13 protein-coding genes and 1 pseudogene are annotated in these 16179 nt (G+C 57.6%); 5 read left to right on the top strand and 9 right to left on the bottom strand.

The features are described 5' to 3' along the window. The coding region (locus AC221Y_RS09995; RefSeq protein ID WP_486707266.1) for an NAD(P)/FAD-dependent oxidoreductase at positions 1 to 843 on the top strand (843 nt) is incomplete at its 5' end. 54 nt (positions 844 to 897) lie between these two features. Here AC221Y_RS09995 and AC221Y_RS09990 read toward each other — a convergent pair. Further along, entirely contained in the window at positions 898 to 2520 is a 1623-nt protein-coding gene (locus tag AC221Y_RS09990) for an alpha-amylase family glycosyl hydrolase (RefSeq protein WP_486707265.1), read from the bottom strand. 235 nt (positions 2521 to 2755) lie between these two features. Further along, positions 2756 to 4417 (bottom strand): thiamine pyrophosphate-binding protein, encoded by a 1662-nt coding sequence (locus AC221Y_RS09985; RefSeq protein WP_486707264.1) that lies wholly within the window; start codon positions 4415 to 4417, stop codon positions 2756 to 2758. A gap of 115 nt (positions 4418 to 4532) precedes the next feature. Here AC221Y_RS09985 and AC221Y_RS09980 point away from each other — a divergent pair, with 115 nt between their 5' ends. Further along, positions 4533 to 5900, top strand: coding sequence for an MATE family efflux transporter (locus AC221Y_RS09980; RefSeq protein ID WP_486707263.1), 1368 nt, complete (start codon positions 4533 to 4535; stop codon positions 5898 to 5900). Between the two features lie 3 nt (positions 5901 to 5903). Here the strand turns inward: AC221Y_RS09980 and ptsP are convergent, their stop codons facing one another. The 3 genes from ptsP to choW form a co-directional block, all read right to left on the bottom strand. Further along, positions 5904 to 8159 carry a phosphoenolpyruvate--protein phosphotransferase gene (ptsP, locus tag AC221Y_RS09975; RefSeq protein ID WP_299758081.1) on the bottom strand — a complete coding sequence of 752 codons (2256 nt, stop codon included), beginning with the start codon at positions 8157 to 8159 and terminating at the stop codon, positions 5904 to 5906. Positions 8160 to 8237: 78 nt separating this feature from the next. Then, a complete protein-coding gene (gene choV / locus AC221Y_RS09970; RefSeq protein WP_486707262.1) occupies positions 8238 to 9269 on the bottom strand; it encodes a choline ABC transporter ATP-binding protein in 1032 nt (343 codons plus the stop codon). Further along, on the bottom strand, positions 9266 to 10099 hold the full coding sequence (gene choW / locus AC221Y_RS09965; RefSeq protein ID WP_299758077.1) for a choline ABC transporter permease subunit: 834 nt from the start codon (positions 10097 to 10099) through the stop codon (positions 9266 to 9268). The genes choV and choW overlap by 4 nt, the downstream gene beginning before the upstream one ends. 74 nt (positions 10100 to 10173) lie before the next feature. Between choW and AC221Y_RS09960 the strand changes: the two genes are divergently transcribed. Continuing rightward, complete coding sequence (locus AC221Y_RS09960) at positions 10174 to 10641, top strand: glutathione S-transferase family protein (RefSeq protein WP_486707261.1); 468 nt, start codon at positions 10174 to 10176, stop codon at positions 10639 to 10641. A gap of 167 nt (positions 10642 to 10808) precedes the next feature. Here AC221Y_RS09960 and choX read toward each other — a convergent pair whose 3' ends face one another. Further along, a complete protein-coding gene (gene choX, locus AC221Y_RS09955) occupies positions 10809 to 11732 on the bottom strand; it encodes a choline ABC transporter substrate-binding protein (RefSeq protein WP_486707260.1) in 924 nt (307 codons plus the stop codon). Positions 11733 to 11816: 84 nt separating this feature from the next. Between choX and betI the strand changes: the two genes are divergently transcribed. Both betI and betA read left to right on the top strand, forming a co-directional pair. Then, the gene (gene betI, locus AC221Y_RS09950; protein ID WP_486707259.1) at positions 11817 to 12392 is read left to right on the top strand and encodes a choline-binding transcriptional repressor BetI; all 576 of its coding nucleotides are present in this window, start codon (positions 11817 to 11819) and stop codon (positions 12390 to 12392) included. Between the two features lie 3 nt (positions 12393 to 12395). Beyond that, positions 12396 to 14048 (top strand): choline dehydrogenase, encoded by a 1653-nt coding sequence (gene betA / locus AC221Y_RS09945; RefSeq protein WP_299758068.1) that lies wholly within the window; start codon positions 12396 to 12398, stop codon positions 14046 to 14048. Positions 14049 to 14050: 2 nt separating this feature from the next. Here betA and AC221Y_RS09940 read toward each other — a convergent pair whose 3' ends face one another. The 3 genes and pseudogenes from AC221Y_RS09940 to AC221Y_RS09930 all read right to left on the bottom strand — a co-directional run. Beyond that, complete coding sequence (locus AC221Y_RS09940; protein WP_486707258.1) at positions 14051 to 15289, bottom strand: aspartate kinase; 1239 nt, start codon at positions 15287 to 15289, stop codon at positions 14051 to 14053. A gap of 77 nt (positions 15290 to 15366) precedes the next feature. Continuing rightward, entirely contained in the window at positions 15367 to 15822 is a 456-nt protein-coding gene (locus AC221Y_RS09935; protein WP_486707257.1) for a DUF1178 family protein, read from the bottom strand. Positions 15823 to 15913: 91 nt separating this feature from the next. After that, positions 15914 to 16179 (bottom strand): annotated as a pseudogene (locus tag AC221Y_RS09930) (hypothetical protein); the annotation flags it as partial.

The raw sequence follows: 16179 nt of genomic DNA, 5'->3' as shown, positions 1-16179 counted from the left end.
GCCACCCTGCGCGGCGGCGTCTACTGGCCCCACGCAGGGTACGTGACCGACCCGGCGCTCTCGTCGCAAAACCTTGCATCTGCCGCCAAACTGCATGGTGCAGAGTTCCGGATGGGCGTTGAGGTTGTTGAAATCATGCAGGAAAATGGCCGGGTTAAAGGCGTACGCCTTGCCGACGGCGAAGAAATCCACGCGCCCATAGTGATCAACGTGGCGGGGCCCGGCTCGGCCATCATCAACGAAATGGCCGGCGTCACGGGGGAAATGACCATCCAAACCCGGCCCTTGCGGCAGGAAGTCGTCCATGTCCCATCCCCCGAGGGCTTCGACTTTGAGGAAAACGGTACCATCGTTTCGGACAGTGATATCGCGCTCTATTGTCGACCCGAGCGCGGCAACCACATCCTCATTGGCTCTGAAGACCCTGAATGTGATCCCCATTATTGGACCGAAAACGATACGGACTACGATCGCAACTTCACCGATCAATGGACAACTCAGGCGCTCCGCTATGGCCAGCGTGTCCCAACCTTGGGCATCCCGTCGAAAATGCGTGGCGTCGTCGACCTTTACGATGCCTCAACCGACTGGATCCCAATCTACGACAAGACGTCTATCGCGGGCTACTACATGGCCTGCGGCACCAGCGGCAACCAATACAAAAACGCTCCCATCGCGGGTAAAATGATGGCCGCGCTCGTTGCCTATTGCGAGGCGGGAAACGACCACGACACCAATCCGCTGACCTTCCGCCTGCCTTACATCGGTAAGGACATTAACGTCGGCTTTTATTCCCGCAAACGCGAGATCAACCAGGAATCGAGCTTTTCGGTTCTGGGGTAGGGACCCCGCGTCTCATCTAAGGCCGCCGGTCCTCCTCGGCAGCCTTAGATGAGGCTAAGTCATAGAAATCTCAGGCAATCCCGACGTCGCCCCCTCAATGTAGGCAAATCCGTTGCCCCCCAAAGTCATGCGCCTGTCGTTCACTTCGGCCGCCATCGACAGACCAACGCTCACATCCCCAGTCACAGTCAAAACCAATCGCTCGACCGACAAGTTAAACACACAGGTCACTGCACGGTCCCCATCAATCCGATGTAGCGCCAAGACCGGCTCGCCCACATCCACAAACTCTGTCCGCCCACGCAGCAGGGGCGCACTTGCCCGCCGATACGCCAAAACCGCTCGGTAGTGCGCCAACACAGATCCTTCGGCCTGGCCCGACACCGCCCGCGCCCACTGAGGCGCCTTCACAGGCAACCAGGGAACGCCGTCCGTAAACCCGCCGTAGGGTGCCTGGGCGTCCCAGACCATCGGTGTGCGACACCCGTCGCGGCCCTTTACTTCGGGCCAAAATCGTAAGCCCGGCGGGTCGGTCAGCTCGTGATATTCCATCTCCGTCTGCTCAAGACCCAATTCCTCGCCCTGATAAATCCCGATCGTCCCTTCAAATGACGCCAAAAGCGCAATCGATAATTTCGCGAGCGTATCTGTATCAACACCATGCTTTGCCCACCGCGTCACGTGCCGCTCAACGTCGTGGTTCGAAAATGACCACATCGGCCAACCGTCCGAGGCCCCCTCAAAAAACGCCATCTGCGTTGTGCGAAAATGCGCAGCCGTAAAGGTCGGCCCCAAAAGGTCGAACGAATAGGCCATCTGCAAACGATCCGCCCCTTGCGTGTACTCGGCCATTACCTGCATGGACCGCTGCGACTCGCCCACTTCGCCAACCATTGCCCGCGCTTCATACTGATCGGTTAACGCGCGAAGTCGCTGCAAAAAAGCGATATTCTCAGGCTGTGTCTTGTCATAAAGATGCTCCTGCATCTCATAGGTCTCGTTGCCCAAGGCGTTCGCGCCGGTGGGCCGCGCCGGATTATCGCGCAGCTGCGCATCATGGAAATAGTAGTTAACGGTATCCAGACGGAACCCATCCACACCGCGTTCCAGCCAGAAGCGCATCGTCTCCAGCAGGAAATCCTGAACCTCTGGACAGTGCAGGTTAAAATCCGGTTGCTCGGACAAGAAGTTGTGCATGTAATATTGCCGACGGCGCGGCTCGAACGTCCATGCGGGCCCGCCAAAGTGTGATAGCCAGTTCGTCGGAGCCGTTCCGTCCGACTTTGGATCCGCCCAGACATACCAATCCGCTTTGTCATTCTTGCGGGAGGTCCTGCTTTCGACAAAAAATGGGTGCTTGGCCGAAGAATGTGACAGCACCTGATCCAAAATTACCTTCAGCCCCAGATCATGCGCCCGTGCAATCAACGCATCAAAATCCGCCAAATCCCCAAAAAGCGGATCAATGTCTGTATAATTTGAAACATCATACCCCATGTCCGCCATCGGAGACGTAAAGATCGGGCTCACCCAGATTGCATCCGCGCCGAGAGTGGCCACATGATCAAGGCGTCGGGTGATCCCCTTCAGGTCGCCGACCCCGTCACCGTCATCATCCTGAAACGATCGTGGATAGATCTGATAGACCACCGCTCCACGCCACCATTCCTGATCCAAACCCGCGTCCTCCTACACCCAGACGCCGATTTCAGGCATCTGCAAATTTTCTTCACTATTCGCGCGGTGCCCGGCGCGCACAACTCGAAAAGGATAGACGCAAAAGAAAACGCGCCCCGAACCCTCGACAAAAGTTCGCGCGCGCAGCGTCTGCGTCGCCTCTTAAGCAGATGAGGGAAGGGTAAACCGCGCGAACGCCCGCTCCGACGCAATACCGACGCAGGACAATCGCCACTTAAGACAAAAGTCGCGCGGTGGTCGTTAACGCTTCTGGAGAAACCCTTAAGTCCAAAATGGCTGGTGTCCCAGCCGCTCGCGCTGCGGCGAAAGCCTCTGGGAAGTCTTCGGTTTTTTCGATCGTCGCTCCAAACGCGCCATAGCTGCGCGCAAGGGCGGCAAAGTCCGGGTTCACCATGGTCGTGCCGGACACGCGGCCTGGATAATGCTTCTCCTGATGCATGCGAATTGTGCCGTATATCCCATTGTTATGAATAAGGATAATGACGTTCGCACGATACTGGCAAGCGGTCCCAAACTCTTGGGAAACCATCTGAAAGCACCCGTCGCCCGCAAAGCAAACCACGTCGCGATCCGGATGCCTCAGCTTTGCGGCAACGGCCGCCGGAAGCCCGTATCCCATCGATCCGGACGTCGGCGCAAGCTGCGTGCGCCAGCCCCGGAACATGTAATATCGATGCACCCAACCGGCATAATTCCCCGCCCCATTGGTGATAATCGCGCCGTCATCCAGCGTTTCGTTAAGGTGGCGGACGATGCGTTCCATTTGCACCGGTCCAGGTGTCGTAACAGGTTGCTTCCAATCAATAAAAGCGTTTCGTAAAGCCTCAATATCCACAGCACGTCCAACCTGTGATATTGCCTTAGCTGTGCTCGCCAATTGCTTGATAACAGTCGAAGATTTTGCTCCAATAGCATGCGCCGGCCAATAGACCCGCCCCAACTCATCTGAGTCGCTATGCACATGCGTCAGCCTCTGTGTCGGCATCGGCGCATCAATCAAAGTGTATCCGCCTGTCGTCATCTCCCCAAGCCGCGCGCCCAGCACAACCAGTTGGTCCGCCGCACGAACACGCGCCGCAAGGGTCGGACTTATGGCAATACCAACGTCTCCGGCATAGTTCGGATGGCGGTTGTCGATGTAGTCCTGACAGCGAAAAGACGTCCCGACAGGCACCTGCATCGCCTCGGCAAAGTTCCCCAAGGCCACACGAGCCTCCGCGTCCCAACCGCCTCCGCCGACAATAAGAAATGGTTTAGAGGAGCCCTGCAAATCTCTGATAATACGATGGATATCGGCAGTTGACGCGCCCTGTCCGACGGCTTCTGCTTTTGGCAAAACGTCCGCCGCGCAGGGGGCCGAAAGCACGTCTTCCGGCAAAGCGAGAACCACCGGACCGGGCCGCCCTGACATCGCGGTATGAAATGCACGGCTGACATATTCGGGGATGCGGTCTGTGCGATCGATCTCGGCAACCCATTTGGCCAAGGGTCCAAACATCGCCCGATAGTCGACCTCCTGAAATGCCTCGCGGTCGCGCTGATCGCTCGCGACTTGGCCGACAAACAATACCATCGGCGTCGAGTCTTGGAACGCAATATGCACCCCCGCTGCCGCGTTGGTGGCCCCCGGACCCCTTGTGACAAAGGCCACACCCGGCCTGCCGGTCAATTTTCCGTCGGCCTCTGCCATCATCGCCGAGCCGCCTTCTTGCCGGTTCACGACCACGTCAATCTCGCTGTCGTACAACCCGTCCAACGCTGCCAGAAAACTTTCGCCCGGCACGCAAAAAACGCGCTCAACGCCCTGCTGCGTCAAGGCCTCGATAAGCACCGATCCGCCGTGCCGGCCACTCGGTTTGGAAATGTGATCTGTCATTTACCCGCCGTTTATTTGTTTGTGCCACTATGCCCGCGCGATTCCCGAAAAACACCCGAATATCGGCGAAAAGAATGAAATTGCCCGCCGCGCGGTCAAAGAGTATGCGGGGTGCATGTCGGATACATCCAAAATGGCCACTCCAAACCCCACGTTTGGGGGACAAGCACGCGCTTTGTGGACGCTTGGCATGCCGCTGGTCGCAAGCCAGTTGGCGCAGGTCGCGATCCAGACGACCGATGTGCTGATGCTTGGCTGGTATGACGTCGTGGCGCTTGCCGCTGTTTCTTTGGCGAGCCCGATCTATTTCACGATTTTTCTCGTTGGCGCAGGATTCGCTATCGGAGTCATGCCATTGGTTGCCCGAGCGGCCGGTACGGAAGATGACAGACAAGTCCGCCGTGTAACACGCATGGGGCTTTGGCTGTCTATTGCCTTCGGCATTGCGGTGATCCCTCTCTTTTTGTTTTTCGAGGCGTTTTTTCTCGCCATCGGGCAGGCGCCGGATGTGAGTGAATTGGGCGGCCTCTACATGGCCTACGCGGGTTTCGGCATCCTTCCCGCGCTGATTGTCATGGTCATGCGCAGTTATCTGTCGGCGCTTGAACTGACGCGCATCGTGCTTTTGGCCACCTTGGCTACGCTCGTTCTGAACATTGCGATAAACTATGCGTTGATCTTTGGGAACTGGGGTGCGCCCGAACTTGGCGTCGTTGGCGCAGCCATCGCTTCTGTCATCGGCCACATCTTGAGCGTTGTGATCCTTGTCGTCTATGCGCTTGTAAAGACGCCGCAACATACGCTTTTCCAGAATTTCCAACGCCCCGATTGGGAGGCGATGTCGCGGGTGTTCCACCTTGGCTGGCCCATTGGCATCACGCTTTTGTCCGAAGTGGGGCTGTTCGCTATCGCTTCTGTTATGATGGGGTGGGTCGGCACGATCGCTCTGGCGGCCCACGGTATCGCGCTTCAGATAGCCTCGATTACCTTCATGATCCACCTCGGCCTCAGTCAGGCTATCACGGTGCGCGCAGGGCGGGCATGGGGGCGCTCGGACGCGGTCATGCTGCGGCTGGCCTGTCAGGCCGCGCTGGTCCTGTCGGCGATTGCGGTCTGTGTTACGATGTTCGTTTTCCTTGTTTTTCCTGAACCTCTAATCGGCGCGTTTATCGACCCGAACGATCCGGATCGCCTCGAAATCCTTGCGGCGGGCGCCGTTTTGTTGGCGCTGGCTGCGCTGTTTCAGGCCGTGGACGCAGGGCAGGTGATGGCTCTTGGGATGCTGCGCGGCGTGCAGGATACCAAAGTTCCGATGATCATGGCGGCCTTCAGCTATTGGGTGGTCGGTGTGCCAACAAGCTACCTTTTGGGGTTCACTTTCGGCCTTGATGGCGTCGGTATCTGGCTTGGACTGTCAGTTGGCCTGGCTGTTGCGGGCATCTTGCTTCAGGCGCGCTTCTGGAGCCGTCACGCCCGCGTCTGAGGCCTAGTCGACGTCAGTGCGTAGCCATTCCATCACGTCGCCGCGTACCGATTGCACACCTGATACGCGCGCCGCGTCGATCATGGCTTTTGCCGAGCGCAGATCGACCCGCCGCAGCAGGTGCTTTACCGGGCCGATTGAGGCCGGGCGCATCGAAAGGGTCCGCAAGCCCATCGCGGCAAAGCACAACGCCTCAATGGGGCGGCCCGCGTCTTCGCCGCAAAAGCTGACAGGTGTGTTGGTTTCCGCGCAGCGCTCAACGATTTGCTCGATAAACGTCAGGTAGCTGACATTGAGCGTGTCATATCGCCGTCGAACCCGCTCGTTTTCACGGTCCGCAGCAAAGAAAAACTGCTTCAGATCATTGCCGCCGATAGAAATGAAGTCAGCCATTTCAAAGAATTGCTTTGGTGCGAACGCAAGGCTGGGCGTCTCAAGCATGGCGCCGACTTCAACCTTTTCAGGCAGGACATGCCCAAGCTTTTTCTCTCGTGCCAGCTCGTTGAAAACATGCTCACGCGCCTGCTTGAACTCGTCAAATTGAGCAACAAACGGGAACATAACCGTCAACGGTCGCCCGTTAGCCGCCCGGATCAACGCTTGCAGTTGCATCCGCATGACGCCCGGTTTGTCCAGCCCGACCCGGATGGCCCGCCAGCCAAGCGCCGGGTTCGGCTCGTCCTCGCGCTTCATATAGGGCAGCACTTTGTCCGATCCGATATCAAGCGTTCGGAAGATCACGCGCTTGCCATTCGCGGCGTCCAAGACCCGCGAGTAAATGGCTGCCAATTCACCGCGCCTTGGGACTTTCGAGCGGATCAGAAACTGCAATTCCGTTCGGAAAAGCCCGACGCCCTCGGCGCCCGAGCTGTCCAGAGACGGCAGGTCGGCGATAAGGCCCGCGTTCATATGCAGCCCAATGACTGAGCCGCATTTTGTTTGCGCAGGCAGGTTTCTAAGCCCGGAATACCGTTCCTGAGCCTTCGCCTGCATCGCGATCTTGTCGCGGAATGCATTCACCACGGTGTCGTCAGGGCGCAGGTGCACAAACCCTTGATCGCCATCGATCATGACGAGATCGCCGTTCAGCGCTTCGGTGGTGATTTTCTCAGCGTGGATGATCAGAGGAATGGCCCAGGCGCGCGCAATAATGGCCGCATGGCTGCCAACCGACCCTTGCTCAAGCACAATGCCTTTAAGGCGGTCGCGACCATAGTCCAAAAGCTCGGCCGGCCCAATGTTGCGGGCCACAAGAATGGCGGCATCGGGAAGCTCGGCGCCGGTGTCTTTGCCTTGCCCCGTCAGGGTGCGCAAAAGCCTGTTGGAGAGGTCATCAAGGTCGTGCAGTCGTTCGCGAAGGTACGCATCCGGCACTTGCGACATCCGCGTGCGCGCGGAAGATTGTTCTTTCTCAACAGAGGCTTCAGCTGAAAGTCCGGCAGCAATGTCTTCCTCCATCCGACGCAGCCAACTGCGCGAATTGGCAAACATCCTATAGGCTTCCATAACCTCGCGCTGATCTTTGTCGGCTGTCTCGTCACTGACAGAACTCAGCATGTCGTCGACTGAAATACGCAATTTATCGACCGCTTCGCGTAGGCGTTTGGTTTCGGCGACCGGGTCATCGGCGATCGGGTTTGAAACGACGACACGCGGTTCATGCAGCCAGACGTATCCCTCTGCGACGCCCTCCTGGCCGACGCCGCCGTGGAACATCGCAGGGAGGGTGTGGCGCGCGCGAAGGGCTTCGCCTTCGCCGACAAACGCGCCAAGTTCGGTCATCTCGGCCAGGACCATGGCGACGACTTCCAGCGCGTAGACTTCATCCTCGAAGAAGACACGGGCCTCTTTCGACTGAACCACCAGAACGCCCAAGCGTTCTCCAAGCCTTTGAATGGGAACGCCGCAGAAGGACGAGTACACTTCCTCACCCGTTTCTGGCATGAACCGGAAACCACGCGTTGACGGCGCATCGGCCGTGTTTACGACTTTGCCCTTGCGCGCCACGCGTCCGACAAGCCCCTCGCCAAGGCGCATCCGCGTCTTGTGGACGGCATCGGGGTTCAGGCCCTCGGTGGCACAAAGCTCAAGGGTTTCTTCGTCGCGAAACAGATAGATTGAGCAAACTTCAGTGCGCATCGACGAGCCGATCAGATGCGTAATCCGGTCCAGCCGCGCCTGACCCGCGCTGTCCTCGGCCAAGGCCTCACGCAGCCTGCCCAGCAGTTTCCGGCTTTCGCTTTCGGTCGGATCGGCCATTCATCCCGCTTGTTACAAAGGCGCGGCTTCTGCGCGCGACTTAACAACTACACCACACCTGCTGCGAAAGCGAAACGTCTAATGCCCGTCGTTCTCGCCAAGGATGCGGCGCAAAACCGAACTTCGCGAGACCTGACCAATAGAGGCTTGATTGTCGACCACCGCGACCGGCGCACCACCATCGAGAACCGATCTGATCACGTCGGCAATCTCGCCCTCGGCGGGGATCGTCCCGGTTGCGTCGTTCGTTATAGGCTCCATGACATCGCGGGCACACAAAACGCCGAGAGGGTTCATGTGTGCCACGAAGTCCGCCACGTAATCATTCGATGGGTTCGAATAAATCTCGCGTGGCGTCCCCCACTGCACGATGCGACCACCTTCCATAATAGCAATGCGATCGCCGAGTTTGAACGCCTCATCAAGGTCGTGGCTTACGAAGATGATTGTGCGGTTTAACCGCTCCTGAAGCTCCAACAACTCGTCTTGAAGGCGTGTGCGGATCAACGGATCAAGCGCTGAAAACGGCTCGTCCATCAGAAGGATAGGGGCATCCGTCACGAAGGCACGGGCAAGGCCGACGCGTTGTTGCATCCCGCCGGACAGATCACCGACTTTACGCTCCGCCCAATCCGACAGACCCACCAGCTCGAGCTGTTGATCTACTTTTTCTCGCCGGGCCTTCGGGGGCATACCACCAAACTCAAGCCCAAGCCCCACATTGTCGCGCACGGTGCGCCAAGGAAGCAGACCAAACTGCTGAAACACCATGGCGATTTTGTTAAGGCGCATGTGACGAAGCGTCTTTGCATCCGCATTTGTGACGTCCACTTGCTCGGTTCCGTCGGCCACCAGAACCCGTCCCCGACACACTGGATTGAGACCGTTCACTGCTCGCAGAAGTGTGGATTTCCCTGAGCCAGACAGCCCCATCAGCACAAGGATTTCACCCGGTTCGACCTGCAGCGAGCAGTCATGAACACCAAGGACCTGCGAGGTGCGGGTCTGGATCTCAGCACGTTCCAAGCCTTGATCCATAAGCGGCAGAGCAGCTTGAGGTGCGCCGCCGAAGACGATGGAAACATTATCAAATGTAACTGCAGCGCTCATGATTTTTCTACCCGTAACATGCGATCCAAAACAATCGCGACAACCACGATTATGAAGCCACTTTCAAAGCCAAGCGACGTATTCACCTGATTGAGCGCCCGCACCACAGGCACACCCAAACCATCCGCGCCAACCAGGGCCGCAATCACCACCATCGACAACGAAAGCATGATTGTTTGGTTTAATCCGGCCATGATCTGCGGGAAAGCGTAGGGCAACTCAACCTTCCAAAGCGTTTGGCGCGGCGTCGCTCCAAAGGCTTGTGCCGCCTCCAGCAGGGGCGCTGGTGTGGTCGAAACGCCAAGATGGGTCAGCCGGATTGGGGCGGGAAGCACGAAGATGACCGTAGCGATCAGGCCCGGCACCATGCCGATGCCAAAAAAGACAATCGCGGGAATCAGGTAGACGAATGTTGGCAGCGTCTGCATCAAATCCAGCACCGGGCGGGCCCATCCGTAAAGCCGGGGCCGGTGGGCCATCGCGATGCCAATTGGCACGCCGACGCCCATGCAGACGACACAGGCTGACAAAACAAGCGTCAGGCTTTCGGTGGTTTCCTCCCAATAGCCTTGGTTCAGGATGAACATGAACCCCAACAAGGTAAGCAGCGCGGGTTTCCAGCTTTTTTGAAGGACGTAAGTTATTGCCATGAATATGAGGATAATGAAAAACGGGTTCGGCGTTTGTAGGACCCAAAGGATCCCGTCGATCATCGCTTCCAGCATGTCAGACAACGCGTCGAAGAACACCGCACCGTTGGCTTGCAGCCAGTCAAAGACCGCCGCCGCAGCCTTTCCGACTGGTATCTTATTTTCTGTTAACCATTCCATTGGACACTGTCCCTCCGATGACTACTTTGGCGCGGACAACGGCAATTGAAAAGACAAGATAAGGCAGGGACACGATGATAGATTTCTTCACGTGGACAACACCGAACGGACGCAAGGTCTCAATTCTGCTCGAGGAACTCGGCATCGACTATGAAGTTCACGGCGTTAATCTTGGGGACGGCGAGCAGAAAAGTCCTGAGTTCCTCGCGCTTTCGCCAAATGGCAAGATCCCGGCCATCCGCGATCGCCAGACGGGGCAGACCGTTATGGAAAGCGGCGCCATCATGCTTTGGCTGGCAGAGAAAGAAGGCCGTTTCCTTGGCGCGCCCGACGATCGGGGCAATGTGTTGGAGTGGCTGATGTGGCAGATGTCCGCGCAGGGGCCGACGCTGGGGCGCATTCATCAGTTTGTGCGGTATGGAAAATCGATTGGCGAGCCCGCCGAGACCTTGTTCCGCGCCGAGGGCGCACGCATCTACGCGGTGCTGAACGACCGGCTAAAGTCGCGCGATTATGTCGCCGGATCGGGGCATGGCGTCTAAACCATTGCTGATATGGCGATCTGGCCGTGGGTTTCGCGCTATGCCTGGCACGAAACCGATTTGCACGATTACCCAGAGGTGCTGAAATGGTACCGCCGGCTCGCAGAGCGGCCGGCGGTCCAGCGCGGATATCAAATTCCGCACTTTGTAAACGATATTCCCGTCCCTTAGAGGCCGAGAACGCCTTTGACTGCAGCCATGCCATCGCCGCCGTCTTTGGCAGTGACGCCATCAAGCCAGCCATCAAGGACCTCTGAGTTGGCTGTGAGCCATGTGGCTGCAGCGTCTGCAGGATCCGCGCCGTCGTCAAGGATTGCCCCCATGATCTCGTTTTCCATCGCTAGCGAGAACTCAAGGTTTTGCAACAGCTTACCAACGTTCGGGCAGGCATCAGAGTACCCTGCGGATGTGTTGGTGAACACGGACGCGCCGCCGAGGTTTGGGCCGAACCAGTCATCGCCACCTTCAAGATAAGTCAAATCGAAGTTCGCATTCATCGGATGCGGCTCCCAGCCGAGGAAGACAACAGGTTCCCCACGACGGTCCGCACGCGCGACCTGCGCCAGCATGCCTTGCTCGGAGCTTTCAACGACTTCAAATCCATCAAGACCGAAGGCGTTCTGGTCGATCATTTCCAGGATCAGACGGTTGCCATCATTGCCGGGTTCGATGCCGTAGATCTCGCCTTCAAGCGCTTCTTTCTGGGCGGCAATCGCGCCGAAGCTGGTAATGCCGAGCTCTGCTGCAACCTTGTTCACGGCCAAGGTATACTTGGCGCCATCAAGATTTGCGCGGATCGTGTCGACAGATCCGGCCTCGCGATAAGGCGCAATGTCGGCTTCCATCGTTGGCATCCAATTGCCGAGGAAGACGTCGATGTCGCCTTGAGCCAGAGATGTATAGGTCACCGGAACCGACAGTATTTTGATGTCCGTTTCGTAACCAAGTGCTTCCAGCACGACAGTCGTCGCGGCAGTTGTTGCGGTGATGTCGGTCCAGCCGACGTCTGAGAAAGTGACAGAATCACAATCGGCCAGCGCGGGCGAGGCCGCAAGAATGGCGAGAGCGGATAGAGTTGATTTCAGATGCATATGCATTCCCCCTGTTTTTTGTTGATTGACTAGTCAATCAAAAACCAGATACCCCATTTTTGGAGTGCCAGGAAAGAGAAAACCATGCCCAAGCTTGGAATGGAACCGATAAGACGCGCAGCTTTAATAGATGCAACTATCGCAGAGATAGGTGTGGCAGGGTCTTTGGGCGTCACGGTAGGGCAAATTGCACGGCGTGCGGGCGTCTCGTCTGGATTGGCGCATCATTATTTTGGCGGCAAGGATGACATCCTGTTGGCCGCGATGCGCCACGTCATGCGCGAGTACGCGCGAGAGGTTCGCGCAGGGCTTGCGGGAGCTGATACTTCGATGGCGCGCGTGGAAGCCATTGTGAATAGCAGTTTCGCCATGTCGAATTTCCATCCGGACACCATGGCGGCTTGGCTGAATTTTTACGTTCTGGCGTTGTCGTCCGAGCCCGCGCGGCGGCTTCACCGCGTTTATGCAGCGCGCCTGCGGTCGAACCTTTGCCATGCCTTACGGCCTTTGGTGGGCAAGCGTGCCGACGCGCTTGCCGCGCGGACAGCGGCATTGATTGACGGTCTCTATCTTCATCAGGGTCTTGCCAGGGACAGACCGGATGGCGCGGCAGCGATCTGTCATGTCATGGATTTTGTCGACAGCGAAATTAAAGGCTGAGCAATGCAGGCCGATTACGTAATTGTTGGGGCCGGGTCTGCTGGTTGCGCTTTGGCCTATCGTTTGTCGGAGGCGGGCCATTCGGTACTTGTAGTCGAATACGGCGGAACTGACGCAGGTCCCTTCATTCAGATGCCCGCCGCATTGAGCTACCCAATGAACATGTCGCGTTACGATTGGGGATATCACAGCGTCCCGGAGCCACATTTGGACAATCGCAGTTTGGTTGTCCCGCGCGGCAAGGTGATTGGCGGTTCATCCTCGATCAACGGAATGGTCTACGTCCGAGGTCATGCGCGCGACTTTGACAGTTGGGCTCAAATGGGGGCCACGGGGTGGAGCTATTCTGATGTCCTTCCTTACTATCTTCGTCTTGAGAATTGGCATTCACAATCCGGTGGTGATCCGACTTGGCGCGGAACCGACGGCCCGCTTCATGTGTCTCGCGGGCCTCGAAAAAACCCGCTGTACCACGCCTTTGTCGAAGCAGGGCGTCAGGCGGGGTATGAAACAACCGATGACTATAACGGCAAGCAGCAAGAGGGCTTTGGTCCCTTTGAGCAAACCGTCTGGAAGGGGCGGCGATGGTCTGCGGCGAATGCTTATTTGCGACCGGCCCTCAAGCGCGAGAACTGCAGTCTGATCCACGGACTTGTTCTGCGTGTGATGATTGAGGATGGCCGCGCTGTCGGCGTCGAGGTTGAGCGGGGCGGGAAGGTCGAGACCATCCGGGCGGGCCGCGAGGTTATTCTTGCCGCCTCGGCGATTAACTCACCGAAGTTGTTGATGTTGTCTGGCATCGGCCCGGCGGAACATCTGGCTGAACACGGCATAGATGCTGTTGCGGATCGGCCCGGTGTTGGTCAAAATTTGCAGGACCATCTTGAGGTCTATTTTCAGATGGCGTCAAGCCAGCCCATCACGCTGTATCGGTATTGGAACTTGTTCTGGAAAGGGCTGCTTGGCGCGCAGTGGCTTTTGAGCAAGACCGGTTTGGGGGCCTCCAATAACTTTGAAAGTTGTGGGTTTATCCGCTCGCGGGCTGGGATCGAGTATCCTGATATTCAGTTCCACTTTCTGCCAATGGCGGTGCGCTATGACGGTAAGGCTGTGGCCGAGGGGCATGGGTTTCAGGCGCATGTGGGGCCGATGCGAAGCCCGTCTCGCGGGGCTGTGACGCTTGCGTCAGCTGATCCGAAAACCGCTCCGAAAATTTTGTTCAACTACATGTCGACCGAACAGGATTGGATCGAATTTCGCCGTGCAATCCGCCTGACGCGTGAGATTTTCCAACAGGACGCGTTCAAGCCGTTCGTAAAGCACGAGATTTTGCCCGGAGACGCCGCCGTCAGCGATGATGACATTGATGCCTTTATCCGCGAACACGCCGAAAGCGCCTATCACCCCTGTGGGACCTGCCGAATGGGCAGCGCCAGTGATCCCGGCGCTGTTGTCGATCCAGAATGCCGGGTGATTGGCGTTGAGGGCTTGCGCGTTGCGGACAGTTCGATCTTTCCCCAGATCACCAATGGCAATCTTAACGCACCGTCGATCATGGTCGGCGAAAAGGCCAGTGACCACATTCTTGGCAAGACCTTGCCCCGCGACGAACGCGACCCGTGGGTCCACCCAGAATGGCAGTCCGAGCAGCGTTAGCGTTAGGCCACTTTTTCGAGCCCAAAAGTGTCGTGAAGTGCCTGTACCGCGAGTTCCATGTACTTGCGATCAATCAGCACCGAGATCTTGATCTCGGAGGTGGTGATAACTTTGATGTTGATGCCCTCGTCGCGTAGGGCCTTGAACATCTGGCTGGCCACACCGGCATGGCTGCGCATGCCAATGCCAACAACCGAAACTTTTGCAACATCTGAATCGGTAACAAGCTGTGTAAAGTTAATCTCACCGGACGCCTGGGCTTCATCCATGGCTTTTTCAGCGCGGACGATCTGGTTGACCGGCAGTGAGAACGTCATATCCGTGCGGCCATCCTCCGAGATGTTCTGCACGATCATATCGACGTTCACTGACGCCTCGGCGAGGGGGCCAAAGATCGCCGCAGCAATGCCGGGGCGGTCAGCAACACTGAGAAGCGTCATCTTGGCTTCGTCGCGGCTGAAGGCGACTCCGGCAACCACATTGCTTTCCATAATGTCCTCCTCCGAGCACACAAGCGTGCCCGCGTTGTCGTCATTGTCTTCAAAGCTTGAGAGCACGCGCAGGCGCACTTTGTATCGCATGGCGAGTTCTACAGACCGGGTTTGCAGGACCTTTGCGCCAAGGGACGCCAGCTCCAGCATTTCTTCAAAGGCGATCTTGTCAAGTTTGCGCGCCTTTGAAGTGATCCGTGGATCGGTCGTGTAGACGCCATCGACATCCGTATAGATATCACAGCGCTCGGCCCCAAACGAGGCCGCGAACGCGACCGCCGTCGTGTCCGATCCACCACGCCCAAGCGTTGTGATCCGACCTTCGGGGCTTATCCCCTGAAAACCGGCGACCACAGCGACTTTCATACCTTCCGCGAACTTCGCGTTTATGTTTTCGGTTGGGATCTCTTCGATGCGTGCGGCCGCATGCGCAGAGTTGGTCTTCAACGGCACTTGCCAGCCGGCCCAGGATCGCGCGGGAACGTCCATTTCCTGAAGTGTTAAGGCCATGAGCCCTGCTGTGACCTGCTCGCCCGAGCTTACAACGGCATCATACTCGCGTGCGTCAAACAGCGGCGACGTCTCTTCGACCCAGCTGACAAGTTCGTTCGTTTTGCCCGACATTGCCGAAACAATCACGATCACATCATAGCCGTTTGCGACCTCGCGACCGACACGCTTTGCAGAGCGGCGAATGCGGTCAAGCGTGGCGACCGATGTGCCGCCGAATTTCATCACAAGTGTAGGCATGAGAGTGCCAATGTCCTTTGTCTTCGACGCGCCTGTTAAGGGATAGTCACGCTCACGACAAGAGGCCGCCCGAACGACTAGTTCGTTTTTGCCTTTGGAATGAAGGGCAGGGGCAGCGCAGGGACTCCGTCTTCCGCCAAACGCTTGGCGTCTGCTGGCGCAACCTCGCCGTAGATCGACCGCGCGGGTGTGTCCCCGAGGTGCATAGCGGTCGCTTCTTTCGCAAAATTCTGGCCCACGTAGTCCGAATTTTCTTCGACATGTTTGCGAAGTTTGCTCATTGCCTCGGCCATTTGGGGATCGGGTGCCGAAAGCACGGGTTGCGCGCCTGGGTTTGGGGTCTCAATAGGGTCTGCGGACTTATTTCGCGATGTTGAAACGCCCGGTGCCATGAGCATCTTTTCGACGGTGGATGATCCACAGCCCGGACATTCGAGCATGCCTGCGGACGCAAGGCTTTGATAGGCATCCGCCGACTGAAACCAGCTTTCAAACGGATGGTCGTTTTCGCATTTCAACGTGTATCGGATCATATGATCAGTCTGCTCACGATAAGGGCGTTGACCGGGCTTAGGTCAACGCGGCTGAAAATTCAATTCAATTCCCTGTATGACACGCGCTGTCCTAGGTTGTTCTTACAGGCGGTGACGCGTGACCGACCCGCATGCTTAGCGTAAGCAAGCCAAGAACAGCAGCCACTCCCGCAATGTTCACAAACAAAATACCCGGCCATAGGCACGCCGCCCCTGCGATGGCCGCAAACCCACGCATGGGCCAGTTCAAGCGCCTCTCAAGACAGCCCTGCAATGCACCCGCAAGTCCGTAGATACCGAAGACGGCGAAGCCAAAAATCACCAGAGCCACGCCCCAATCGCCCGATAAAAAAGGTG

The sequence above is a fragment of the Boseongicola sp. genome (assembly GCF_057460485.1).
The sequence above is the reverse complement of the archived record's forward strand: the minus strand, read 5'-3'. Positions and strand labels throughout refer to the sequence as shown.